The organism is Methanobacterium veterum (genome assembly GCF_000745485.1).
Taxonomy (GTDB): domain Archaea; phylum Methanobacteriota; class Methanobacteria; order Methanobacteriales; family Methanobacteriaceae; genus Methanobacterium_D; species Methanobacterium_D veterum.
Map to the genome: position 1 here is coordinate 671,891 of NZ_KN050693.1, position 25,373 is coordinate 697,263.

Consider the following 25,373-nt stretch of genomic DNA (forward strand, 5'->3'; position numbering starts at 1 on the left):
TATTTTTCTATGTTATTCACCTCCATTAAATAACATTTCAAAAAATAAATTACATAAATTTAAACATATTGAAAAATAATTAATCATATAAGAACTATTTCAATAAATTAAATGAGGTGTTTTAAAATAACTGAAACTAAAGATCAATTAACAGACGACCCAAAGTCTAAATTAAAGAATAAAGCTATATCATTAGTTACATACTTGTTTGAAGATGAGGATGAATACAAAGTGTCTCATAATATACAAAAAAATATAGATGGAGATATCTGTGTATTTATTACAAATAATAAGAACAGATTTAAATTGATTGATACTAGAGAACAATAAACTTTATTTTAACTTTTAAACCAAATAAAAAATAAATAAAATTTAATTGGATTCTTTCCTTTTGGGTATAAAAATACTTATAATGAACCCTAAGATCAAAATCAGTGTTAGAGCATTGAAAGTTTGTTTCATTGCATAGCTGATGGTAGATTCAACGATCTGTGTGGCCTGCGGTACTAATTCTGGAGATATTTTGGGTGGAACTGTCTGCATTTTTTCCACGTAGTTAAAGAGACTGTCATGTATTTGTTTAGTTGTCATGTTTCCATCTAGACCTGCTGATTCTATTCCTGATGTAAGGCCGCCAAATATTCCAAGTATAAGTAAAACTCCAATTAAAGCTGTTCCTACAGAATAGCCCAGATTTTTAAATGCATTTAAAAAACCTGCGGCATCAGTTTCCTGGTCACTTCTTGCAGCTGACATGGTTAAATTGGTTAATTGTGAAAGTAAAAGGCCCACTCCAATACCAAATACAACTGTTCCAGGTATAATGTCGATTATGTGGGTGTTTATGTTAAATACGCTGCCCAGTATGAATGCACCTGCTGCAGAAATAATAAATCCTATCATTATGATGTATTTAGATTCTAAAATCGATGATAGTTTTGCACCAAGCAGTGAAAAGATTAAAATAGTAATTGATGCAGGTAAAAGGGCAACACCAGTCATAAATGCATCGATTTTGGCCACCTGCTGCATGAATACTGGAATTATGAAAAGAAATCCTGCCAGGGGTATCTGCTGTATAATAGAGTTTAAATTCCCTAAGCCGAATATACGGTTTTTAAGGAGAGATATGTCAGATAAAGGCTCCAGCCCATTATTAATTCTTCTTCTCTGCCATAATAAAAATAATATAAACAGAATAGAACCTGAAATCAATAGTAATGCCACATAAGACCAGTAGTCTGGTCTTGTAAGTAATAAAATGCCCAAAACAATTAAAATTAGGGATGTTATTGAGAGTAACACGCCTACTTTATCTAAATCCTTCCAGGTTAGCGTTGGTTTTGATTCACTTAAGTAATGTCTGAAAATTAGTATAACGGCAACAAAAACCAGTTCTGAACCGAATACAAGTCTCCAAGTAACAAATGTGGTGAATATTCCACCTACAATGGGTCCAATTGCAGCACCCATTGCTGCTATTCCTCCCCATATCCCAAAAGCGGTAACTCTATCTTTACCTTCGTAAGCAGATCCGACTATGGTTGTGGTTGCAGGTAAGATCATGGCTGCTCCGATGCCTTCTAAAATGGACCAGCCTGTAAGGAGCATAAGAGCATTTACACTTAGGGTTGCTGTGATTGTTCCACATGCATATATTATTAATCCAATAAGAAATGTCTTCTTTCTACCAAGAATATCCTGAAGTTTGCTTCCAAGCAGCATAAATGATGCAATTATTAATGCATATAATGCGATTATGGATTGGATAATGGATAACGTTGTATTTAATTCTACAACGAGGGTACTTATGGCTACATTCATGGCTGATGAGTCTAAAACAATTATAAAGATCGCCATGCAGGCAATTATCACTACGCCCCATTTATTCTGGTTTTTATGAGCCATAAAAATCCTTTTACAATTTATTAAATTTAATATATACTTTATTAAATTTAAATTTTTGCTTTAAGGTTAATATCAATTTTCAGACTCAATTAAAGGTTTAAAACCAACAATTTTTATTTTATGATTAAAATGATTTTAGTTTAGATCAAAACCTCTTTTTTATGTATTTAAGGAAAAATATAAGTATTAATTTTGTAATATATAGGTAATAGTCGGTGATAAAATGAACCGTGATAATTTAATTATTGCAGGAATAATCATTGCAGTGGTAGTGATTATTGCCATTGTACTGGCTGTATCCGTTGGAAATAACACGTTCACGAGCGGTAATATATCTTTCCAGTACCCCAAGTCATGGAGCCAAAACCATGTGGTGGGAGATTTTACCAATAATTCACTGTATTCTGAGATTACTTTAACTGCAAATATTCCTGATAGACAAAGCCCCACATCATATATCGTTATTCAAATGCAAAAGAAATCACAGGGGACTTTACAGCTTCCAGGAACAAATACGATAGTGATGAATACCACAAATTCAACAGTTGGAAGTGCTAACATTGGAAACTTTAAAGCGACTCAGTTGGGATCCTATGGGTCAGATGTAGCTCAAAAAGTAACAATTGTAGATACTGGCAGCAATTATCTTGTACTGGAGTATATTTGTCCACCAAGTGCACTGAATCAGACTGAACAAGCTTATAACCTTATTCTACAGACATTAAATATTTCATAAATTTTTATTTTTTTTATTTTTAGTAAACATACTTAACTCAAAAATAAATTTAATTGTCAATGGTTTTAATTAAAAGAATAAAAATAATTTTTGCTTAAAAAACAAAATTATAATTTGCATGAATTAATAAAGCCTGCCCGTATCAAATGGTCTGCAAGTACAACTGCGATGGAAGATTCAGCAACTGAGGTTACCCTTGGGCAAATGCATGGGTCATGTCTTCCCCTAATTTCAATTTTTGTATTGTCCATTTTTTCAAGATCAACAGTTTCCTGAACTTTGGATATTGATGGTGTTGGCTTTACAGCCATTCGGGTTATAATTGGCATTCCATCTGAAATTCCGCCTAATATTCCGCCAGATCTGTTTGTTTTAGTTTTAATCTTATTGTTATCCATATAAAATTCATCATTCATTTGGGAACCTTTTAAACCAGCAGCTTCAAATCCTGCTCCAATTTCAACACCTTTAACGGATCCTATTCCCATTAAAACCTTTGCAATATCTGCATCTAACTTGTCAAATACAGGCTCTCCAAGACCTGCAGGCACATTTAAAACTATTGTTTCAACTATTCCTCCTACAGAATCTCCTTTTTGTTTTAAATCAAGAATTAATTCTTCCATTTTTGCTGCGGCTTCTAAATCTGCACACCTTACAGAATTATTTTCAATGTTTTTTTCTATTTCAGTTAATTTGATCTTTTGAGCTTCAATACTGCCGACTTTTGTTACATGGGCGATAACTTTGATATTTAACTTTTCAAGGAGTTTTTTTGCAACTGCACCACCTATTACATGTCCTATGGTAGTTCTTCCGCTTGCCCTACCCCCGCCTCTATAATCATAGTGTCCATATTTGCTTATCCATCCATAATCTGCATGCCCTGGTCTTGGTTTATTTCTAAGTGCTTTGTAAGCTGACGAATCCATATCTCGGTTATAGACTGCTGCTGCAATAGGTGTACCATCTGTTTTTCCTTCAAAGATACCTGATAAAATCTGGACTTCATCTGTTTCGCCCCTGGAAGTTGTAACTTTACTTGTTCCAGGACGCCGCTTGTCAAGTTCCTTTTGCATGTCCTCTTTTGATAATTCTAGCCCTGCGGGACAGCCGTCTACAACAGCACCAAGTGCAGTGCCGTGGCTTGAGCCGAAGGTTGTTATTTTAAATATCTTGCCTATTGTATTTCCTGACATGGATCCACATCCTTATAAAATATTAAAGATTGAATTAATTAAGTTATAAGATTTAAATTTTTAAGTAATTAATAGATATTATCTGGATTACATTTATTAAATGTTAATCCGTATTAGGTAGTATTTTTGAAAAATGGCTGTTTGATTATGTTCAATAGTTTACTTCATTTTAACTAATAGAAACTAAAATAGTTTAATCATAGTTATAATTTAGATAATCCATCTGCTTTTGAATTTTAACTCTAATTTCTTCACCTGCAATTTTTTCACATAAAAACAGGCCTAAATCTATTGAAGATGTTACACCCCTTGCAGTTATAATATTCTCATCTTCAACAATCCGCTTATCTGTTGCATTAGATGTGAATTTTTTAAGATTTTCCATCCGCATAGGGTGAGTGGTGGCTTTTTTATCTTTAATCAATCCTGCAACTCCTAAAATTATAGAACCTCCGCACACTGATGTTATCGTAGATTTATTCTGTGCCGTTTTTATCCATTCAATAAATTCTTTGTCCTGTGCAATGTATTTTACCCCTTCTCCTCCAGGTACAACGATAAAATCATATTGACTCAAATTATTTAGAATTTTATCTGCAGTGATTTCTAAACCTTCTACAGAAATTATTTTGTTTTTATTGGAGCAAACATCATATTCTAAGTCACTCATAAATCCCATGGTCTTTAATCGTGTTAGGGGGTCATAAGCTCCAACAAAGTCGAGTGTTGTCATTCCATCGTAAATTATAAATGCTATTTTCATTTTTGGACCGTTTTAATTTTATATTTATTGTTTATATTTTAAAATTAAATATAATTTTATTGCAGGCTAAATAAACAAAATTATACTTAATGTTTCCAATTACATTATGTTCAATGTTAATATGGGCTCTAAAGTTTTAAATAACACCCTTTTTTAAATCCATTGTTTTATTTCATATTCTTTAAATTTTTATTTAACCTCTTAAAAATCAAATATTTTTAATCATATCTTTTTATGACCTCAATTGTCGAAATATTTTTTTATTTATATTTAAAATAAGGGATTAGCTTTAATTTTATTTTTTTGTTCAAATACCTACGAAATAAATATTTTTTAGTTAATCGAAAGCTTTTTAACACATTTCTGATATAGATCAGATTGTAATACATAAAATAATATTAGTATTACACATTATGACATGGAGGTGAAAAAGTGAAGAAACAATTAGGAATTCTTTTACTTGCCCTTGCTGTTGCAGTAGGATTTTCAGGGGCAGCAGCTGCACAAAATTATGGTTATGCCGCGCAAACTGCAACTGGTAACCAGTACACTGGTTATGCTAATCCTGGAATGACCTATTCTGGAATGAACCCTTTAACATACCTTATAGGATCATACGTGGTGAGATTAATGTACCTGGTGCACATGGTGCTAATGGGAGGATATATGCCTGGAGGCATGATGGGTAACATGCCTATGCCTGGAACTGCAACGGGCACTGGGGGAACCATGACTGGAACTGAGGGAACAGCTACTGGAACTGAAGACACTGTAACAGGTACAGAATGAAGTATTAATGTCGCTAAATAAAAATACAACTGTGTAACTATTTCTAGCGCACTATAAAAAACAATCAAAACCAGTTAGCATATACTATTCAATTCATTTTTTTTTAATTTGGCTTATATTTAATTTAAAACGTTTTGGATAATAATTTGTTTATTTTATAAATGGGGGTGTGATTTGGATGATTATATCCTCACAATAAATGCAGTTTTTTCTCCCCTGTCAAACCCTGCATTTTCATAAAAATTTAATATATTTTCATCTTTTCTGCTGGTGGTAAGCACCACTTTGTAGCAGTTATTTTCTTGAGCTATCTCGATGGCTTTTTTTAAAACTGCAGTACCATGCCCTTTATTTCTGTAATCAGGGTGAGTAACTACATTTTCTATTATTCCATATGGTCTAGCTGACCTTGTCAAGTTTTGGATAATAGTTAAATTGCATGAACAAACAAGCATACTGTCCTCTTCAATTACTAAATAAAAATAGCTTGGATCAGACAGTATTTCCTTCCAGTGTTCTTTTAAGGCAGTATCTATTTTTAATTTGGGATCATCGGGGATTAAATACTTATAAAGTGATAGAAGATTTTCTAATTCTTCATATTTAATTCGACGTACTTTTTTAGTCATCACAAACACTATTGTTCTCTGATTCTTGCATATAAAGCTTGATTATGGAGTTTTCCAGTTGAGGAAACCGTAGGTTCCGAACCACAAAAATCTATGATTTTTGAGGATTTAAAAGCACTGTTTCTTAAAATTCCCTCAAGGACAAAATCATTCTTTTCAAGGACTTTTCTTGATGCAGTGTTATGTTCAAGGGGCACTGCAAAAATCCTTTCCAGCTTAAGATTATTAAATGCAAAGTTTACAATGCCTTTTAGGGCAGAAGATGCAATACCTTTTCCCCAGTGGTCTTCTCCTAACCAGTAACCAACTTCTGAAGATTTCCTTTCTATGTCCTTGCCTACAATAAGCCCTATGCCACCAACAGCTTTATCATCTATAGTTATGGCAAAATTATGGCCCCATTCTTCATTTTCTGCAAATTCTATCCATTCTTTCCCGTCTTCAATTGTATAAGGGTATGGAAATGCATCTCTTAAAGTAGATGATACATTGTAATTATTAGCATTTTTAACCAGATTTTCAAGATCTGAAGATTTCCACTTTCTTAATGTACATTTACCACATTTAATTATCATTATTAACCCATTCACTTTTTATTTTTAGTTAAAATCTGAACTTTAATTTATTAATAATTTAAGTATTTCTACAACCATATACAGTTACTAGTTTGGAAATAAATGATTTAATAGTGACATATGTCACTGTGAAAAATTAAATAGTTCATCTAATTGAATAACTGTTTGAATGTTTTTATAATTAATTTAATAGTTTGTTAACTTATTAAAATGTTTGAACATTTCTTAAAATTTAATCTGGGACTATTCATATCTAATTATTCAAATTAGAGGTAATACTTCCGTTTTATTATTTTAGTATCATAAGTTAATATGCAAACAGTGTTTGGAATCAGTATTAAAAAATCAGTAATACCTTAATATTGGCAGTATATGCATATATATGCGTTGTTGCTTTTAGAAACATTTAATAGATGTATATGGAAAAGGGGACGCATTTAACAATATGTTTATATGCTGGAACGTTAAATTAGATCATACGCAGCAATATTGATTGTATTCATCAATGTTTCTAAACGTGAAAAGTGTTGTTACTTGAGTTGAGTAATATTACTTGATATGAAACAATTAATTCAATTGTTGGATATATGAATATAAAATAGTCAATTAATTTGAAGGTGGTATTAATGGGCATGAATAGGGTTACGATTTCGGTACCTGAAGATATTGATTTGATCTTTCGTAGAAATGCAGCAATAAAATTCGCTTTTAGAAGAGGCTGGTATGGTAAAGCTATACTTGAAGCAATACAACTTTGGATTACACACCAAACAAGTAAAAAATCTGATATTTCTGAAGAAGAAAAAAATTATCTGTGGAACATCTTTAAAGATAAAATTGATATTGATTCTGATAATCCGGAAGAAATATTAGATTCTGTTGTCCAGTATTTTGAAACTGATATTAAATATGCTGAAAAAGTGAATTACAGATTAAATGACCACAAAATTATAGTGGATAAAGAAGATTCATTAGACTCTTATCTTCCTCAGTTAATAGTGCAGGAAGATGGTTCTGTATATTTAAGTTGTATTGTAGAAAATGTTGCTTGTGCAGCTATTAAAGATATAACTGGACAGGAATACATAACTTCTAATTCACGCACATTGCTTTGTACCTATGAATCAATTAATTCTGAGGCAGAAACTCAGAAAAGCGAAGTCTTAGAAAATCAGGCAAATCCAATTAGATCTAAATAAAAAAAGAAAGACTCAATAATCAAATTACTTTCATTAACTTAAAATATCATTGATATCTAAGTACAATATCTCTATAAAGAATGAAGTTTGTTGATTATTAGTCTCAATTCTTATTATTCCGCTTAACTGTTCTAATAGTGCATGTGTAAGCTTCAAATCATCTGAATTTTTCACTATGGGAACTTTAGGTCGGGGTCCATTGTCGGCAATTTCTATAGTTATTCTACCGTCCTGTGATTTAGATTCAATCATTAAATTAATTTTGTCACTTTTTGTGAATGATTTAAGTCTGTAATTGAGTATATCATTAATAATGAGGCCGCATGGGAGTATAATATCTAAATTCATAGGTGCATGCCCTTCAATTTTTAAATCAACGAAACTTTCTGCATTATAAATATGGAGGAGCTTAGAACATATCTCCTGAACGTATTCATTAAAATCTACCTGTTTAACATCTTCATAATACAGGAGCTGTTCGTGGATATTTTGAATAAAACTTAACCCTACTACTTTATTTATCTTATTTTCATTTAGATAAAATTTATTATACTGTTCCGGCTGGTCCAGTTCTTCGTTTACACACAGAAGATTAGTCATGGTCTGCAAAATATTTAGAATTCGATCGTTAAACTCCTCTGAAATTATATTTTTAGCTTTAATTGTATTTATTAAATCTTTTTCAGTATTTTTCAGCTTAGATACGTCAGATATTGCTGTGATGGAGGCTATTATATTCCCTGATTTATCAAAAACAGGTGAAGAGTTAATCATAACAGTTTTGTCAGTATATTCATCGTATTTTATAACCTGTTCTAAGTTCTCAATATCTTCCCCACTTATAATGGATTTGATTGAGGGGAATTCTTCATCAGATATTTTTTCACCATTCGGGCTGTATAAGTTGAGCACATTGATATTATTTATTTTTATCAAATTTTTTTCTATATTAAAGTCATCTAAATTATCATTCCCAAACATGTGGAGTAATTCTCTGTTTACAAAAAATTCATGTGATTCCCTGCAATCTAAAATAATGATTCCACAAGGGACTGCATTTAATAAAATTTCAAGCCATTTTAATTCTGATTCAGTGGAATCATACTGGTTAAAAAATTCAGTGTTCGGGTTTAAATCTATAGTATTGTCATATTCTTCTAGATATGAATAGTCTTCAATGGTAAGGTTAGCTTCTTCTTCAGTATCTTCTTCTATAAGTTGTTCGTAATTTTGAAGCTTCCAATTTAAATCATCGACTTTCTTTTTTTCAATTGCAAGGAGAACTGATTTTTCTAGTAATATGGGAGTTAACTGCTCTACCAGTAAATAATTATCAGTTAATTCTTTAACCTTTTCCTCATTTTTGGCGCGTGTTATAATAATCAACGCAGGTTTATTCCACTTTTTTGAGATTCTATCTAATGTTGCTTTCTCAAAAGTATCATAACATTCCATTTCAAACAAAACAGCATCAAATTCTGAAGCATCAACTTCTAATAAATCAATGAAATCATCTAAATTAAGCATATCTTTAAGATGAAGATCAGTAAATCCCACAATTGCCTCAAAGGGATAATTTATATTATTCTTAATTAAAAGAACATTTATATTCATTGATGCTCATCTCACTTGTTAAATTTATTATTAACATCTGTATTTGCGTAAATACTGAATTGTTTAATGGATTTAAATTTTCCAATGTTGTACTGATTTTTTACTGATAGTTAATAAAGTATAAACATAGATATCACATCATCACATAAAAAAATTTCTACTTCTTCATAAATATGAATTAAAAATAAAATTAAGATTTAAATTAAGAGGATATGTTGTTTAATATGTTTTCACTATTTAATATATCTTTAAAATGCTCTAATGTTCATTAAATCTATTAATCAATTTATCAGTTTTTATAAGCCACTACTTTTGACAATACTCTGTGAAAAAGCTTGCGTTTACATGTCTATTTTTAATATTACTATATTTAAAGTCATTATGATGGCTAATATATTTTAAATTAATTTGAAGTTCTAATTAGCCCATTTATGTGGTTTATTTTGTTTTAATTTGTAAATAATATAGAATTTTAACCTTTATAAACTGTACTATTAAAATCTAACTATTTTACGATTTTGCTATTTGTTATAAGATGCATTGAAATGTTTGGCCAGAACAGTGCGGGAATGTCTATCCTGAAAAGCATGGGGACATTTTGATGAGAGTAGTATTAAATGTTTTGATGATATTCATATCACGATTTATACGAGCGTATAGATATGAATGGAAGGGGATCACTTTGGATTCAAAAAACCTATACGAAAACACATTGTTTGAAGAATTGGACTATTTGAAAGATATAGAACTCTATTCTCAAAGATATAGCAATAAACTAACAGTAAACCGGGTTTTTGACGAGAAATATTATCATTCAATGAGACATGTGACCTTTTTGCTTCCAGCATATAATGAAGAACAGTCCATTGGCCCCTTAGTCAAAAATATCCGTAGATATCCAAAATCTAAAGTCATTGTGGTTGACAATAATTCTAAAGATAAAACTGCATATGTTGCAAAAAAATCAGGGGCCAATGTACTTAAAGAACGAAAACAGGGCAAAGCACATGCTATAAAAAGAGGTTTTGAGAATGTAAAATCTGATTTTATAGTAATGCTGGATGCAGATAACACATATGATCCAGAAGATGCTCAAAAACTTTTAAAGCCATTGATGGATGGTAAAGCGGATGTAGTTCTAGGATCTCGCCTATTAGGCAAACGCGAAAAAGGTTCTATAAGCCGATTTAACCTGGTGGGTAATCGCCTGTTGAGTTTTTTTGCCAGCATACTGTTTTCTAAAGTTTCAGATGTATGTACTGGTTACTGGGCCTTTCAAAGAAAAGTAATAGACAGTCTTTTGCAGGAAGGTATAGATTCAGATGGTTTTGATTTAGAAGTTGAAATGTTTTCAAAGATTTCTAACAACAATTTCAGAGTATTAGAAATTCCTATTAACTATAAAAATCGATTAGATTCCCCTAAATTAAATGGATTGAATGACGGGATTAAAATATTCAAACGAATGTTAAGTTACTGGATTAAAACAAGAAGAGTGAGAAGATGAAAATTGCAATTATAGGCTGCCGTGGTATTCCTGCCAAATATGGGGGTTTTGAAACTTTTGCTCAGGGATTAACGGAAAATCTGGTAAAAAATGGCTATGATGTCACTGTAAGCTGTGAACATGAACCATTGCAGTCTCGTAAAGATGATTATATGGGGGCCAAACTGGAGTATTTTCCTATAAAACCGCCTAAAAATTATTTCTTAAGGAAAATTTATGAGAATCTCTCGGATATCTATTTCCTGATTAAATTAAGCAGGAAACATCAGCTCATATATTTTTTGGGCATAGAGGTGGGTATGTTTCTTTTCATCCCTAAGATCCTTAATAGAAGGTCTCAAGTTCTTGTTAATATAGATGGGGTTATGTGGCAGAGAAGCAAGTTTAATCCACTGGAAAGATGGCTTTTAAAGATAAATCATGATATGGCAACTGTATTTGCAGATAAAATAATTGTAGATGCTCAGGCAATGAAAAATTATGTGGATAAGAAATATCTGGACAAAACCAGTTACCTTTCCTATGGGATCGATGTCCCTAAGAGAGTTACCTGGAATGGTGAATCCTTGAAGCTTCTTAAAACTTATACTTCAATTGAGATTAACCCTGGAAATTATTATCTTGTGGTAGCACGATTAGAACCAGAAAACAACATTCATGCAATAATAGATGCATTTATTCAGGCTGAAATTCCTATTCCATTGGTAATAGTTGGAGATTTCACAAGTGAAGATTATAAAGAAGAGATTGAAGCTATAGCAGAAGAGTGCACTCAACCTGGAGTAATATTTTTAGGATCGATCTATAATCAAAAACTTCTGGACATGCTTCGGCAGAACTGCTGTGCATATATTCATGGTCATTCAGTGGGAGGAACCAATCCTTCTCTTTTAGAGGCTGCAATTTCTAGAAATATAATTATAGCGCATGATAATCAGTTTAACCGTGAAGTTTGCGGAACATCGGCAGTTTACTTTAAAAATGAAATAGAACTCTCTAGAAAAATGAAATCAGTTTATAAACATCAGCAGAGTTATCTTAAGCTCAAGGATGACGTTTACTATAGGGTAAAAAATAATTATTTATGGGACAGGATTACAGAGGGCTATCTTTCTCTTTTCCAGATAATCAATGAAGAATTTATCACACACAGGGAGATGGATTATGACCAAAAAGATGAAGCATGATTACTGTGATTTATGTGGTTCCAGGCTTCATAAATTGGTCTTTACTAATCATGATCGCATGTTTCCTGAAATTGAAGGAGAATTTAAGATATATCAATGCCAGAATTGTGGACTTTCATTTTTAAATCAACCCAGTCCTGAAGAGCTTAAAAAACATTATTCTACAGGTTATTCCATTTACTCTGATTTAAATGGTCCATCCCACTCCAGAAAAATTTTCACATTGATTGAAACATTATATCATTATATTCAAAAAAATAATAACCTGGGATTTTTAAGGGTATTCAGATTTTTACTTTCACCGTTTTCATCCTATTTCAGGACTGTAAAAGTTGTTGAAAACGGTAAATATCTAGATATTGGTTGTGGAATTGGCTATTTCCCTTTAGTCATGAAATATCTTGGAATGAAACCTCATGGGGTAGAACCAGTTGATTTCAACCAGGAATTATCCCAAAACTATAGCTTAAATATTTCAAATTGTACGTTAGAAGAAGCGAAATATAATGATGAATATTTTGATTTTATTACCCTCAATCATGTTTTTGAACATGTTCCTAATCCTTCGCAAACTATGAAAGAAATTTATCGAATTTTAAAGCCAGGGGGTCATCTTATAATAGCAGTGCCAGTGAGTGACTCCCTGGCTTCGAAGGTATTTGGAAAATATTGGGCGCAGCTTGATACTCCACGTCATTTGTACCTTTTTTCAACTAGTGTCCTCAAAAAATATGCTAAAAAGTATAATTTTGATATTTTGGAAATAAGATACAATTCTGATCCCAGATATCAGATTATAAGTTCATTTATATATTTTTGGGAAAGTTTCAGGGGTAAAAAATCTAGACGTATTTTAATTCATAATTTATATCTAAATATGCTCCTTATTCCATTAACTACAATTTTAAATTTGTTTAAAATTGGAGATCAGTGTGAAATAATCTTGAAAAAGCAACATAGCTAACAATAAATTGTAGTTTTAAAAATAAAATTTTTTAAGCACTTTATACAGTAAAATCCTGAGAAATTTTATACAGGTAGATTAGATGATTCAACTTAAAAACGGAAAAACAAATAAAAAATCCAAAATTTTGATGGTCATATCTTATCCGGATACTCGCCTGAGAAAGGAAATAGATACACTGCTAAAATGTGGGTATGAAGTTAAAGTTATCATTTGGGAGAGGGGCTGGCCATTCACCTGCGATAAAAAAGTTGATGTAAAAGGTTTGGGACTTAATGCTCCAATAGGCCGTATTAATTCATTATTATACTTCCCAATATGGTTTTTATACCTTGTTTTCTGGCTATTTAAATCGGAATGGGATGTAGTCCATGCTGTAAATTTTGATACATATTTATTTTCATTGATTGCAGCTAAAATTAAAAATAAACCTATAATTTATGATGTATATGATTTTTATGGGGATATGATGCCGTCCATACTTCGAAATATTATTGTAAATGTGGATAAGCGTTTATTGCCATTTTCAGATGTTCTAATTTTGGCCGATGAAGCAAGGGTTGAACAAATAGGTGGAAATATACACAAAAACATTTTTACTATAAATAACAGCCCTGAAGAATATAATTTTGATAAAAATTATCATGATAATAATATAAACACATTTAAAGTCTTTATTGGGGGCAAAATACTAAAAGAAAGATGTTTGGACGTTGTAATTTCTGCTATTGGTAAAATAGAAGGTGCAAAACTAAGTATCAGGGGACACTGTGATGAAACAGATTATAAGCAGCAAATAATACAGCTCAGCCAAAAATTCGACAATATAGACATGTATTTAGATGGAGTTCCCTATGAAGAAATAGTTAAAGGGACACTGGGCGCTGACCTTACCATTGCACTTTATGATCCAGATATTCCTAATAATAGATACGCCAGCCCAAATAAGCTTTTTGAAGCCATGGCGTCTAAAATTCCAATTATTGTGAATGAAAATACGTCAATGGCAGATATTGTACTGAAAGAGAAATGTGGGATAGTAATACCCTATGGAAATGAAGAAGCTTTAATTTGGGCAGTATCTCGTTTAAAAAATGATCTTAGCTTGCAGAAAAGGTTGGGTGATAACGGCAGAAAAGCCTATGAGAACAAGTATAACTGGACAATTATGGAAAATCGGTTGAACAGTATTTACCGCCAGGTTCTTGAGGGGGGATTTTAGAATGTATTTAAAAAATCCTTTTCGTATGAAAGATTGGAGGATTAGAGAATTTCTTTCACTGATTATTGCGGTCCAAGTTGTATTCTCCGTATTCCTTCTTTTGGATTTCGCTGGTTTAAATGTTCCTATTGTTAAAAATATAGTTGGATTTATATTTATTTTGTTTGTTCCAGGCATGCTTTTACTTCGCTTGCTGGATTTAGACGGAATAAAACATAATGGGCCTGTCCTTTTGTATACGGTTGGATTAAGTCTAGCTAGCCTCATGTTAGTGGGATTTTTGATGAATACAATTTACCCCCTTTTTGGAATTAGTAAACCACTATCCTTTGTATCAATTTTCGCCACTATTAATGTTTTAATTGTTATTCTGTGCTTTATTTGTTATAAAATAGATAAAGGCAGGAGGTACAAATTAATTTTACGAAATTTAAAGGATATGGTGATTAAAAAATCACCGCCAAATCATGTAAATGTTAAAAATTTGATGACATCAAAGGTCCTATTTCCCCTTTTAATACCATTTTTAAGTGTTTTAGGAGCTTACATGATGAATGTATATCAGTTTAATATTTTAACAATGCTGATGATTTTTTTAATAGGTTTAATGGCATTGCTTGTTGGTATAGGGAAGATTAATTCTAAATATTATTCATTATGGATATTTGTAATTTCATTTTCCCTTTTACTGCACAAATCTCTGATTACCAACTATATTTGGGGCTGGGATGTAAACATTGAGTACTTTTTAGCAAATCAGGTCGTTGTAAATTCTTTCTGGGATCAAAATCTCCCTATGAACTATAATTCCATGCTAAGTGTAATGATGATGGTGCCTATTTTTTCCACATTCATTAACACAGGATTAATCTGGATAATGAAAATTGTTTATCCATTTATTTTCTCATTAACTCCTTTAGGTTTATATTACGTGTTTCATAAACAGACCAGCCCTCGTATAGCATTTTTTGCAGCATTTTTCTTTATGATACAGTTTACTTTTTACACAGAAATGGTATCATTAATCAGGCAGCAAGTGGCTGAACTTATGTTAGTTCTGGTATTGATGATAATGGTCAATGAGCAGATGGATGTAATAAAAAGGTCAGTTCTAGCCATAATTTTTGGGATGTCTATTGTTGTAGCACATTATGGGTTAGCCTACATTATGATGTTTATTTTATCAGTAAGCATGATTTTCCTGTATCTTATCGATAAGAACCCAGTTAATATATTTAAAAAATATTTAGCCAGGGGTAAGTTAGTTGACAATGAAAAGGGTGAAATCAACACAAAAATAAAACGGTACAGATCTATTATTGGGAACAGCAGGATAATCATCACCCCTCCATTTGTAGCCCTATTTATATTATTTATTTTGATATGGGATATTTACACATCTAACTCCACAATTTTCCAGAGTTTCGTTAACATAGGCTGTAGCATAATAGGTAATCTCTACAGTTTTATGGATCCGAATGCTACTCAGGGTTTAAGTTTGGTGATGCAGCAGCAGGTTACTCCTCTGCGTAATTTGCAGAAGAATTTCTATCTGATCAGCCAGTTATTCATAGCTGTAGGTATTCTTGCATTGTTATTTGGAAAAGACGGGATGAAATTTAAAAAAGAATTTAAAGCCCTCAGTTTAGCTGCATTTATAGTACTAATGGCCGGAGTCTTTTTACCTTTCTTTTCAAGCCAGATGAACACTTCTCGGCTTTATCACATGTCATTAATTATTTTAGCGCCATTTTGTATAATTGGAATTATAAAGGTATTCCATTTATTTAGGCCAGTATTAAGGTTTAAACCATTTTCAAAAATCAGTCGTAATAATTTATTTACGGTGATCTCTATTTTTCTGGTGGTTTTCCTGTTTTTTGACACTGGTTTTACATATCAAATTTTAGATAGGGCTGATGTTACTTCTATTGCTCTTAGTACCACCTGTGATTTCCCTAAATTTGATCAAAGAGAGGTAACAAGTGGCGAATGGCTACAAAAATATTCTTATAATGGTACTGATATTTACGCTGATAAAAATAGGGCCAGTGTTTTAAACAGTATGGTTTCATGTATGGAAATCCCTGCATATTTTGATCTGGTCAACAGTACGTCCTACATATTTTTGGGGACCGTGAATATAGCCAGAAATAAGGTCTTGATATCGCAAATGGCAGGGGCTAACATAGTAATCAATGAAGGCTATCGGCCGCCTGATGAAATACTCAGTGAACGGTTCAGGATATACGATGATGGAGGTTCATATATCTACGGATCAGCGGTTCGTGGATAAATCAAATTTAACTGGAGGTTAATTATGGACATAGGTATTGTTAGTAACTTTATAGACGAGTATAATGGTGGAATTGGCGTTTACACCCATCAAATTGTGAAAAATCTGGGTAGGATGGATAATGAGAATAATTATCATCTTATACACTACTTGAAGAATAATTTAGATATTTACAGTCAAAATAGTGAGATTATTATCCCTAAAAACCGATTTGTAAAGGGATGGGGAAGTTATATGTTCTGGAGACACTTTACATTACCTCGAGAGTTGAAGAAGTATAATCTAGATGTTGTTCATGACCCCTATGAGCTGGGACCGTTTACTTTTAACCAGCCGTTTCGGAAGGTAATCACTGTGCATGATTTGACACCGCTGCTCTTTCCAAATCTTTTTAAGAGGGGAGATGTAATGCTGCACCGTTTGCTCCTTAAAAAAACCATTAGTAAAGCTGATAAAATAATTACCGTATCTTATAATTCCCAAAGAGATATCATGGAATACCTCAATGTTCCAGAAGAGGATATAGAAGTAATATATAATGGAAAGGACGAAAATTTCAGGCCATTAAACTCCAGACAGGTAGCTGAAGTTAGAGAAAAATACAGGCTGCCCCCTAGATTTATTTTATCTGTAGGAGGTCTGCACCCAATAAAAAATATTCCGCGCCTGCTTGAAGCATATTACCTGGCGCGAAAAGACGGTTTAGAACATAAACTGGTGATGGTTGGAGGCGCTGTGGACAGGGCTGGAGAGATATTCCAGATTATAACTACTTTGGGTCTGGAAGATCATGTGATTTTCACGGGAGTAGTTTCTGATGATGATCTGGTAGGTCTTTACAACGCCGCAGATCTTTTTTTATATCCCTGTTTATATGCTGGCTTTGGTCTGCCTCCTCTGGAAGCTATGGCATGTGGTACTCCTGTTATAACTTCCTGCAGCAGTTCTTTACCTGAAATAGTTGGAGATGCTGCAAAACTCATCAACCCTTACGATCCTGAAAAACTTGCATCTGCAATTAATATGGTACTTTCTGATGATAAGACAATGAAAAAGCTTATCAAAAAAGGTTTAAAACGAGCTGAAAGATTTAATTGGAGAAAAACAGCTTGGGAAACTTTAAAAGTTTATAATGAGGTTTATAATTACTGGTAAATTGAGTATATTTTATTGTATAGGCTCTAAAATTTTATTTAAGAGTATATGGTGATTAAAGCGTTAAAAATTGCGTTTAAAATTATTAAAGAATAAAAACAAAGTAGGTGGTTTAATGTTTAAAGAACCGAGAATATCTGAATGTAGAATAATATATCTCCCTAAAATTGAAGATAACAGGGGTAATCTGACATTTATTGAACAGACTGAGCATGTGCCCTTTGAAATTAAAAGGGTTTATTATCTTTATGACGTTCCAGGGGGAGAAAGTAGAGGGGGCCACGCACATAAGGGATTAGAGCAGTTTATTATTGCAGCAAATGGTAGTTTTGATGTTATACTGGATGATGGCCAGAATAAAGAACGTTTCCATTTGAATAGATCTTATTATGGTCTTTACATACCTAAGATGGTATGGCGTGAGCTGGATAACTTTTCTTCAGGATCTGTATGCTTAGTTTTAGCATCTGAATCATTTAATGAGGATGATTATATTAGAAGTTACTCAAATTTTAAAGAAGCTGCACTGGAGGATTTAGAAGCCAAATAAATAAAAAGAGGCTAACTAAAATAAATATTTTCCAGCTACTCTAAACTTACAGTCTGCTAATGGTGGTCAAATGATTGAAGTTAAAAGATACGAAGCAAAAGAAAAAGAACTCTGGGATAATTTCGTGAAAGGTTCTAAAAATGGGGTATTCTTTTTTTTGCGAGATTATATGGAATACCATTCTGATAGATTTGAAGACCATTCTTTAATTTTCCTAAAGAATGATAAACCTGTAGCTTTATTGCCTGCAAATCGTAGTGGTGATACACTGTTCAGCCATGCAGGACTGACCTTTGGAGGCATTATAACCAATCGAAAGATGAAAACTTCTTTAATGCTGCAGATATTTGACTCATTAAAAGAGTATTTAAAAGAAGGGGGATTTAAAAAACTCCTTTATAAAGCAATACCTCATATTTGCCACTCATACCCTTCTGAAGAGGATTTATATGCTCTCTTTATTAACAAAGCCACTTTAATAAAGAGAGAAGTATCATCAACTATTGAAATGGACCATAAGATGCCCTATAGTAGGAATATAAGGCGGAATATTAAAAAAATTCAGGACAATAGATTGAATGTAAAGCGAAGCTATGATTTTAGTACTTTTATGCTTTTAAAAGAGGAACAGTTGTTTAAAAAATATGGATTAATGCCTACACATACTGCCCTTGAAATGGAATATCTGGCAGGTAAGTTTCCGGATAATATAAAACTCTTTGCAGCTGAGCAGAATGAGACTATGATTGGAGGGGTGGTAATATATGAAAATAAAAATGTAATCCATGCGCAGTACCAGGAAGCTAATGAACTGGGAATGGATCTACACGTTCCAAGTTTACTTTTTGATAAGCTTATTAATCAGTACTCAGAAAAAAAGTACTTTGATTTTGGTATATCCACAGAAAATAACGGTTTTTATTTAAATGAAGGCTTAATTGATTTTAAAGAGAGATTTGGGGCGAGATCTACTGTATATGATTCGTATGAGCTGAATTTATAATTTAAAATAGATTTTGTCACTGGATTGCTTAAATTTTAATTCTTAAAGGATTAAATAACCTGAATTTTGGGATTTTAATTGCTTTATAACTAAATGTACATACATATTAATTTAGAGGCTTTAATGGTGATTAAATGGTTAAAATAAAGAGATATAAACCTGAAAAAAAAGAACTCTGGGATAATTTTGTGAAGGGTTCTAAAAATGGAGTGTTCTTTTTTTTGAGGGACTACATGGAATACCATTCTGATAGATTTGAAGATCATTCTTTAATTTTCTTTAAAGACGGGGAACTTGTTGCTTTATTGCCTGCAAATCGTAGTGGTGATACGCTGTTTAGTCATGCTGGATTGACCTTTGGAGGTATTATAACCGATCAAAAAATGGACATTAATTTAATGCTGCAGATATTTGACTCATTAAAAGAGTATTTAAAAGGTAGGGGATTTAAAAAACTCTTTTATAAAGCAATACCCCATATTTACCATTCATATTTATCTGATGAAGATTTGTATGCTCTTTTTATTAACAATGCTACTTTAGTAAAGAGGGAAGTTTCATCAACCATCAAAATGGATGTTAAGATACCATTTAGTAAAAATATGAAGCGAAACAGGAAAAAAGCCGAAAATAAGGGTCTAAACTTAAAAAGAAGTTATGATTTTGATACTTTTATGGGTCTGAAAGAAGAACAATTGCTAAAGAAGTACGGTAAAAATCCTACTCATACTGCAGAAGAAATTGAATATCTGGCAGGTAAGTTTCCAGATAATATAAAGCTCTTTGCAGTTGAGCACAACGGCGAAATAGTGGATGGACTGTTAATTTATGAGAGTGAAAATGTTGTCCATGCGCAGTACCAGGGAGCTACTGAGAGGGGAATGCAGTTATATGCATCTAGTTTCATCTATGATAAGATAATCAACCAGTACTGCCAAAAAAAATATTTTGATTTTGGTATATCCACAGAAAATAATGGTCATTATTTAAACCGTGGTTTAATTGATTTTAAAGAGAGATTTGGGGCAAGATCTGTTGTTTATGACTCTTATGAATTGAAATTGATCTTGATGAGCTTTTTGATGTTTCTTATGGTTAGAATAGATATTTTCATTGATTTAATAGATGTGGGGATGTAAATATGGTTTTGTTCGCTGATTTAAAAAAAGAATATCTTTCTATAAGTGAAGAATTGAATTTTAATATTCAGAGAGTTATTAAATCCGGCTTTTATGTGCTGGGAGAAGAGGTAAAAAAATTTGAAGAAGATTTTTCCAAATATACTGGTAATAATTATGCTGTAGGTGTAAATTCTGGTTCTGACGCTCTTTTCCTTGCACTTAAATCCATTGGAATAGGTAAAGGCGATGAGGTGATTACAGTTTCACATACCTTCATTTCAACAGTTGATGCCATAATTAGAAATGGTGCTAAACCTGTTTTTGTTGATATAAATCCAGATACATACTGTATGGATGTATCAAAAATAGAAGAAAAGATAACGGAAAAAACTAAAGCCATTCTTCCTGTACATTTATACGGACATCCTGCAGATATGGATCCTATCTGCAAACTAAAGAAAAATTACGGTCTTTATGTAATAGAAGATGCATGTCAGGCACATGGTGCAGAATATAATGGGAAAAAAGTAGGCAGTATATGTGATATGGGATGTTTTAGTTTTTATCCTACCAAAAACTTAGGTGCATATGGGGATGGTGGTGCAGTAGTCACTGATAACGAAGAACTTAAAGAGAAAATGGTTCAAATGAGAAATTACGGCCAATCAGAAAAGTATCACCATGATTTTGTTGGAATTAACAGCAGGTTAGATGAATTACAGGCTGTTATTCTTCAAACTAAGTTAAAACACCTGGACGGATGGATCGAAAGCAGGCGGAAGAATGCTGAGATATACACAGAACTTCTGCAGGATTCTGACATTATCACACCTGTTGAAAAGCGATTTGCAAAACATGCTTACCATCTTTATGTAATCAGAAGTAAAAACAGGGATCATTTAAAAAAGAAACTCCTTAAAAATGATATACATCCTCAAATACATTATCCAGTACCTGTTCATAAACAGAAGGCTTATTCAAAGTGGAATGGTTTAAATTTAGAGGCTACGGATCAGGTATGCAGTGAAATATTATCACTGCCTTTGCACCCATGGATGGACTACGAAGAAATTTTAAAAGTTACAAATTGTCTAAAGAGGAGGTAACAGGAATTGCCAGTTGTCAGCGTAATAATGCCTTCTTATAATCATGAAAAATTCATACCTGAAGCAGTTGAAAGCGTTTTGGGGCAAACTTTCACGGACCTGGAACTAATTATTATAGATGATAGATCTAGGGATAATTCTCAGCAAATTATTGATGAATTCGCCCAAGAAGATAATAGAATTAAGAAAATATTCCATAGTGAAAATTTGGGCATTGCAAAAACCATAAATGAAGGTATAAAAAATTCAACGGGAAAATATATTGCATTAATAGCTTCAGATGATATGTGGGCTAGTGAAAAATTGGAAAAGCAGCTGAAAATCCTTGAGGCAGATGAAAATTTAGTAGTATGGTGTAACTCTGCAATAATCGACTCTAATTCAAACTTTACTGGTGAGATAACTAGTGAGAAATATAAAAACGCCACTCCTCATGGATATGTTTTTGAAGAGATTATTAACTCATGGCTTTCTGGTTCAGGTATTATTATGAAAAGAGAAAATATTCAGGATATGAGATACAGTGTAAATTTGAAATACCTGAACGACACCCAATTTTACGCAGATTTGGCATATAAATATCAATTTTATTATATGGAAGAAACTCTTTCAAAATACCGCTTACATGGAGACAATGCTTCATTTGGAGAAATAAGTGATATAGAAGGATGGTACCATGATTCTTTAGTGCTTTGTATTTATCTTTTTAGGAGATACGGCGGCGAACTGTCATATAAATCCCTTAAAAATATTTTCTACAAAACATGCATAATTCCGTTTATGATAGGCACTCAAAATGATGTTTTAAACAAGTTTAATATAATTTATCCAGTAGTTACTCCATTAACTTTTATGCTACTTACTGTTAAGACTATTCCAAAAAGAATAGCTGGAAAAATTGTAAAATAACCTGTAAAATGCGCGTAGATTATATTAACTAAAAAATTTATTTTATTTTTATTTAAATCTGATTTATCTCTGTTTTACAGCTTCAGTTAGATGTTCAATACTTTTACGCATTATTTTTTCCAGTTCTATACCTGATTTGTCTGAATTATTGCCTTCCATATAATTTAGGGTCAGCGTTAATTTCCCATTTACTGTTACTACACTAATAACAAGGTCTAAAAAAGGAGAAGATGAAGTAACAAAATGCAACTGGTCCAATTTAAGAGAGCCGTATTCTTTCTGAGTTTTGACGTTGCCTAAATTAGATATCATCAGTCCAGGCATGTTACCTATGATCTGGTTTGATATAGCTACTGCTGTATTTGCTTTATTTTGAATAAACCCTGATAGTTTTTCGTACCTGCTGAACTCATCAGATACCCATTTACCATAAGTGGCAAAGTTAATGCCGTCTATAAGTGTAGGGCTGATATAATATCCAAGAAGAGGTTCTAAAGTTTTATTTCCATTTAATTCATGCAGCACTTCTTGGTGAAATAGACTCACGTTATCTGAAAATCTTTTCTCTGGTAAATATTCAAATTTAAATTTAATACCACTGGCTAAAAGTCCAAAAACTTGTTTAACTGGTTTTTTAAATCGGTCTCTTATATTTACAGCAATTTGTATTGTGTGGTTGTTATCATGGGATTCACCACGAATACTACGTCTTCCAGCAAGAAATGCTACAGATAATGCAGAATTAACTGTTACATGATTTTTATGACACCATTCTACCAGATCAGACGTTTGTGACCTGGATAATTCTTCTACAATTATTCTATGTTTATATTTTTGAGTGTAAGCCTTATGAATATTATGGTAATCCTCATCATCGAATAATACTTGCTGTTTATCCCATTTCCTGTTAATTCTGCCCATTATTAACTTATTTTTCAATAACTTTAATTTAACTTGTAGAGGTGCTGCCGGGAAATTGGTTGATACTGGTAAAACGGGATCTATCCTTTTAACTTTGATTTCAGGGTTACTTAATAGAAACATAATATCATGGATAATGTTGACAAGTGAAAGACCATCACAGATTGAATGCTGGCAGATAACAATAAGATCAGAAATTTCATCTGATTTTAGAAGTATAAATCTAATTAAAGGACCTTTCTCAAAATCAAAGGGTATTTCCTGTTCATCCTCAAGTACATTTATCCACTGCCTGTTAGATTTTCTAAGGGTAACTTTAAGTGGTAAGGGTGCATCGCATTCCTCTGTAAACCATGCATCTTGGCTGCTATCAATAACTACACGAACCCCTATAAGTGGATGCATTTTAGCAACTTTCTTTAAAACCTGAACAATATTATTTTCAGGGATATTTCCATTTATGGTGGCGATTACTGCAACATTATTTGGGATTCTAAAATATTCTCTCATGACACCTAATTTAAATTTCCTGTCCTGTGTTCCATTCTCTCTTTTCACTTCAATAGTTTTAAAATTCATTTTATCCCTTTTCTACTAATTTTCTGATTATGTCATAATCCCCTTTAGAAAATGTTTTAAAGAGAATTAAAAGAGCAAGATATATGACAGTGGCGAGTAAAACTGTGATGAATATATTTAAATGTACTGAAATCATGAATAAGGACATAATAACTGTTGCTGCGGCTGGTTTCCAAATTAGTTTGTGAAGAGGTACTCTGCAGATGAACTTGGACAGGTAGTAGAAAAGCATGGTAAAGTTTACTAATTCTGTAAGTACTGTTACAACTGCAGCACCTAAATAACTGAATTGAGGTATTACCACCAGATTAACACCTATATTAAAAATCATATAAATAAACGTAAGCCTGATGGCTAAAACCTGTTTATTCATGGATATTAAAATTATCCCAAAGCTTGTAGTTAAAAGTAGAAGTGGGACAGTCCAGATTAAAATCTGAAGCGCCACTACAGACCCTGAAAATGCAGATTGATAAAGAAGCAGAATTATATCCTTAGATAGAATGGTGATTCCAGCGGCAATGGGCAGGCCCAGAATAATCATATATTTGATAGATTTTACGTAAATTAATTGGAAGGATTCCTTTGAAGAAACATGAAATCTGGAGAGTACAGGAAATATGACCGCACTGTAAACACTGGGGATAAAAAGAAGGACTTCTATTATTTTATATGGGGCTGTATACAATCCTACCACAACGTAACCTTGAAATAATGAAAGTAGAACTGTGTCTACCCTAAAAGCGATGGTAGAGAAAATTGAAGCAATGGATAAAGGCAAGGCTAAGGTCAGTTTGGACTTCCAAAAATTCCAGTTTACTTGTAAACTGGGCCTTGGAAACCTTGTAATCTGAATAAAAACAGTGTAAGCCAGAGTCACTCCACTTACTATCAAATAAATTAGGGCAAACCACTCTATACTGAAATTGTTGAATATTCCATAAATTACCCCTGAAAACAGCAGGATACTGTATAAAATTGTTCCCAGGGACTGGTATTCCATTTCTTCATATGCCTGGAATACCGAATAAAAGAGCTGAGTAAATGATGTAAATAACATCCAGATTGCCAGAAGATAAACCACCTGAATAGTCTGGGAAGGGTAGTTAAATAAGTTCATAAATAACACAATGAGGCCCATTGTAATGGAACTCAAAACCAGTTTGATTACAATAAGATTTCCAGTATAGCCTGAAGAAATAGATTTATCCCTTGCAATTTCTCTTACTGCCAGTATAGAAAGCCCTAAGTCAGCTGTTACTCCCATAATTGTGGTAAAAGATATCCCAAATGTTAAAACACCAAAACCAGATACCCCTAGATAACGGGCCAGGTAAATGGTGTAAAAGAAAGCCAGGATATAATTAACAACTTGAGCGATAAAAAGGATGCTTGTATTTTTAAAAATTCGTTTTGCAGTGTTCATTCCTACTCCCCACAG

The 25,373-nt window shown here is 32.5% G+C and carries 22 protein-coding genes; 14 read left to right on the forward strand and 8 right to left on the reverse strand.

Translation table 11 applies throughout. The features are described 5' to 3' along the window. Nucleotides 1-372: 372 nt before the first annotated feature. Nucleotides 373-1,908 (reverse strand): MFS transporter, encoded by a 1,536-nt coding sequence (locus tag EJ01_RS13480; RefSeq protein WP_048080664.1) that lies wholly within the window; start codon nt 1,906-1,908, stop codon nt 373-375. 223 nt (nt 1,909-2,131) lie between these two features. Between EJ01_RS13480 and EJ01_RS13485 the strand changes: the two genes are divergently transcribed. Then, nucleotides 2,132-2,644 carry a hypothetical protein gene (locus tag EJ01_RS13485; protein ID WP_048080663.1) on the forward strand — a complete coding sequence of 171 codons (513 nt, stop codon included), beginning with the start codon at nt 2,132-2,134 and terminating at the stop codon, nt 2,642-2,644. 107 nt (nt 2,645-2,751) lie between these two features. Here the strand turns inward: EJ01_RS13485 and aroC are convergent, their stop codons facing one another. Both aroC and EJ01_RS13495 read right to left on the reverse strand, forming a co-directional pair. Then, nucleotides 2,752-3,843, reverse strand: coding sequence for a chorismate synthase (gene aroC, locus EJ01_RS13490; RefSeq protein ID WP_048080662.1), 1,092 nt, complete (start codon nt 3,841-3,843; stop codon nt 2,752-2,754). Between the two features lie 193 nt (nt 3,844-4,036). Further along, the gene (locus EJ01_RS13495; protein WP_048080661.1) at nt 4,037-4,606 is read right to left on the reverse strand and encodes a DJ-1/PfpI family protein; all 570 of its coding nucleotides are present in this window, start codon (nt 4,604-4,606) and stop codon (nt 4,037-4,039) included. A 432-nt stretch (nt 4,607-5,038) separates the two neighbouring features. Between EJ01_RS13495 and EJ01_RS13500 the strand changes: the two genes are divergently transcribed. Continuing rightward, nucleotides 5,039-5,395 (forward strand): hypothetical protein, encoded by a 357-nt coding sequence (locus EJ01_RS13500; protein WP_048080660.1) that lies wholly within the window; start codon nt 5,039-5,041, stop codon nt 5,393-5,395. Between the two features lie 182 nt (nt 5,396-5,577). Here EJ01_RS13500 and EJ01_RS13505 read toward each other — a convergent pair whose 3' ends face one another. Together EJ01_RS13505 and EJ01_RS13510 are read right to left on the reverse strand one after the other, a co-directional pair. Then, nucleotides 5,578-6,024 (reverse strand): GNAT family N-acetyltransferase, encoded by a 447-nt coding sequence (locus tag EJ01_RS13505; protein ID WP_048081039.1) that lies wholly within the window; start codon nt 6,022-6,024, stop codon nt 5,578-5,580. Between the two features lie 8 nt (nt 6,025-6,032). Next, nucleotides 6,033-6,599, reverse strand: a complete 567-nt coding sequence (locus EJ01_RS13510; RefSeq protein ID WP_084689224.1) for a GNAT family N-acetyltransferase — start codon at nt 6,597-6,599, stop codon at nt 6,033-6,035. A 626-nt stretch (nt 6,600-7,225) separates the two neighbouring features. On the opposite strand from EJ01_RS13510, the gene EJ01_RS13515 reads away from it, so the two are divergent. Then, entirely contained in the window at nt 7,226-7,798 is a 573-nt protein-coding gene (locus tag EJ01_RS13515; RefSeq protein ID WP_048080659.1) for a hypothetical protein, read from the forward strand. Between the two features lie 33 nt (nt 7,799-7,831). Here the strand turns inward: EJ01_RS13515 and EJ01_RS13520 are convergent, their stop codons facing one another. Then, nucleotides 7,832-9,412: a histidine kinase dimerization/phosphoacceptor domain -containing protein gene (locus EJ01_RS13520; RefSeq protein WP_048080658.1), complete on the reverse strand. Its 1,581-nt coding sequence runs from the start codon at nt 9,410-9,412 to the stop codon at nt 7,832-7,834. A 682-nt stretch (nt 9,413-10,094) separates the two neighbouring features. Between EJ01_RS13520 and EJ01_RS13525 the strand changes: the two genes are divergently transcribed. The 11 genes from EJ01_RS13525 (at nt 10,095) to EJ01_RS16730 (ending at nt 22,432) form a co-directional block, all read left to right on the forward strand. Further along, nucleotides 10,095-10,919 (forward strand): glycosyltransferase family 2 protein, encoded by an 825-nt coding sequence (locus EJ01_RS13525; protein WP_245611215.1) that lies wholly within the window; start codon nt 10,095-10,097, stop codon nt 10,917-10,919. Then, on the forward strand, nt 10,916-12,106 hold the full coding sequence (locus EJ01_RS13530) for a DUF1972 domain-containing protein (RefSeq protein ID WP_048080657.1): 1,191 nt from the start codon (nt 10,916-10,918) through the stop codon (nt 12,104-12,106). The genes EJ01_RS13525 and EJ01_RS13530 overlap by 4 nt, the downstream gene beginning before the upstream one ends. Then, on the forward strand, nt 12,084-13,070 hold the full coding sequence (locus tag EJ01_RS13535) for a class I SAM-dependent methyltransferase (RefSeq protein WP_048080656.1): 987 nt from the start codon (nt 12,084-12,086) through the stop codon (nt 13,068-13,070). Before EJ01_RS13530 ends, EJ01_RS13535 begins: the two co-directional genes overlap by 23 nt. Nucleotides 13,071-13,152: 82 nt before the next feature. Continuing rightward, nucleotides 13,153-14,292, forward strand: a complete 1,140-nt coding sequence (locus tag EJ01_RS13540) for a glycosyltransferase family 4 protein (protein WP_048080655.1) — start codon at nt 13,153-13,155, stop codon at nt 14,290-14,292. Between the two features lies 1 nt (nt 14,293). After that, nucleotides 14,294-16,588, forward strand: coding sequence for a DUF2206 domain-containing protein (locus EJ01_RS13545; protein WP_048080654.1), 2,295 nt, complete (start codon nt 14,294-14,296; stop codon nt 16,586-16,588). Nucleotides 16,589-16,612: 24 nt separating this feature from the next. Next, entirely contained in the window at nt 16,613-17,743 is a 1,131-nt protein-coding gene (locus tag EJ01_RS13550; RefSeq protein ID WP_048080653.1) for a glycosyltransferase family 4 protein, read from the forward strand. Between the two features lie 115 nt (nt 17,744-17,858). Then, the gene (locus tag EJ01_RS13555) at nt 17,859-18,293 is read left to right on the forward strand and encodes a sugar 3,4-ketoisomerase (protein ID WP_048080652.1); all 435 of its coding nucleotides are present in this window, start codon (nt 17,859-17,861) and stop codon (nt 18,291-18,293) included. 70 nt (nt 18,294-18,363) lie between these two features. Next, nucleotides 18,364-19,296 (forward strand): GNAT family N-acetyltransferase, encoded by a 933-nt coding sequence (locus EJ01_RS13560; RefSeq protein WP_052376200.1) that lies wholly within the window; start codon nt 18,364-18,366, stop codon nt 19,294-19,296. A 134-nt stretch (nt 19,297-19,430) separates the two neighbouring features. Continuing rightward, nucleotides 19,431-20,435 (forward strand): GNAT family N-acetyltransferase, encoded by a 1,005-nt coding sequence (locus EJ01_RS13565; RefSeq protein ID WP_084689225.1) that lies wholly within the window; start codon nt 19,431-19,433, stop codon nt 20,433-20,435. 2 nt (nt 20,436-20,437) lie between these two features. Then, nucleotides 20,438-21,523, forward strand: coding sequence for a DegT/DnrJ/EryC1/StrS family aminotransferase (locus EJ01_RS13570; RefSeq protein ID WP_048080651.1), 1,086 nt, complete (start codon nt 20,438-20,440; stop codon nt 21,521-21,523). Between the two features lie 6 nt (nt 21,524-21,529). Next, a complete protein-coding gene (locus tag EJ01_RS16730) occupies nt 21,530-22,432 on the forward strand; it encodes a glycosyltransferase family 2 protein (RefSeq protein ID WP_052376201.1) in 903 nt (300 codons plus the stop codon). Nucleotides 22,433-22,495: 63 nt separating this feature from the next. On the opposite strand, the gene EJ01_RS13580 is transcribed toward EJ01_RS16730, so the two are convergent. Next, on the reverse strand, nt 22,496-23,932 hold the full coding sequence (locus EJ01_RS13580) for a hypothetical protein (protein ID WP_048080650.1): 1,437 nt from the start codon (nt 23,930-23,932) through the stop codon (nt 22,496-22,498). Between the two features lies 1 nt (nt 23,933). After that, nucleotides 23,934-25,358 carry a flippase gene (locus EJ01_RS13585; protein WP_048080649.1) on the reverse strand — a complete coding sequence of 475 codons (1,425 nt, stop codon included), beginning with the start codon at nt 25,356-25,358 and terminating at the stop codon, nt 23,934-23,936. Nucleotides 25,359-25,373: the final 15 nt, after the last annotated feature.

Bases quoted from the DNA above. Each gene is read 5' to 3' on its own strand.
- EJ01_RS13535 (WP_048080656.1), top strand. From the start codon at position 12,084: ATGACCAAAAAGATGAAGCATGATTACTGTGATTTATGTGGTTCCAGG.
- EJ01_RS13580 (WP_048080650.1), bottom strand. From the start codon at position 23,932: ATGAATTTTAAAACTATTGAAGTGAAAAGAGAGAATGGAACACAGGAC.
- EJ01_RS13520 (WP_048080658.1), bottom strand. From the start codon at position 9,412: ATGAATATAAATGTTCTTTTAATTAAGAATAATATAAATTATCCCTTT.
- EJ01_RS13485 (WP_048080663.1), top strand. From the start codon at position 2,132: ATGAACCGTGATAATTTAATTATTGCAGGAATAATCATTGCAGTGGTA.
- EJ01_RS13480 (WP_048080664.1), bottom strand. From the start codon at position 1,908: ATGGCTCATAAAAACCAGAATAAATGGGGCGTAGTGATAATTGCCTGC.
- EJ01_RS13530 (WP_048080657.1), top strand. From the start codon at position 10,916: ATGAAAATTGCAATTATAGGCTGCCGTGGTATTCCTGCCAAATATGGG.
- EJ01_RS13585 (WP_048080649.1), bottom strand. From the start codon at position 25,358: ATGAACACTGCAAAACGAATTTTTAAAAATACAAGCATCCTTTTTATC.
- EJ01_RS13505 (WP_048081039.1), bottom strand. From the start codon at position 6,024: ATGACTAAAAAAGTACGTCGAATTAAATATGAAGAATTAGAAAATCTT.
- aroC (WP_048080662.1), bottom strand. From the start codon at position 3,843: ATGTCAGGAAATACAATAGGCAAGATATTTAAAATAACAACCTTCGGC.
- EJ01_RS13550 (WP_048080653.1), top strand. From the start codon at position 16,613: ATGGACATAGGTATTGTTAGTAACTTTATAGACGAGTATAATGGTGGA.
- EJ01_RS13570 (WP_048080651.1), top strand. From the start codon at position 20,438: ATGGTTTTGTTCGCTGATTTAAAAAAAGAATATCTTTCTATAAGTGAA.
- EJ01_RS13540 (WP_048080655.1), top strand. From the start codon at position 13,153: ATGATTCAACTTAAAAACGGAAAAACAAATAAAAAATCCAAAATTTTG.
- EJ01_RS13560 (WP_052376200.1), top strand. From the start codon at position 18,364: ATGATTGAAGTTAAAAGATACGAAGCAAAAGAAAAAGAACTCTGGGAT.
- EJ01_RS13565 (WP_084689225.1), top strand. From the start codon at position 19,431: ATGGTTAAAATAAAGAGATATAAACCTGAAAAAAAAGAACTCTGGGAT.
- EJ01_RS13545 (WP_048080654.1), top strand. From the start codon at position 14,294: ATGTATTTAAAAAATCCTTTTCGTATGAAAGATTGGAGGATTAGAGAA.
- EJ01_RS13515 (WP_048080659.1), top strand. From the start codon at position 7,226: ATGGGCATGAATAGGGTTACGATTTCGGTACCTGAAGATATTGATTTG.
- EJ01_RS13555 (WP_048080652.1), top strand. From the start codon at position 17,859: ATGTTTAAAGAACCGAGAATATCTGAATGTAGAATAATATATCTCCCT.
- EJ01_RS13495 (WP_048080661.1), bottom strand. From the start codon at position 4,606: ATGAAAATAGCATTTATAATTTACGATGGAATGACAACACTCGACTTT.
- EJ01_RS13510 (WP_084689224.1), bottom strand. From the start codon at position 6,599: ATGATAATTAAATGTGGTAAATGTACATTAAGAAAGTGGAAATCTTCA.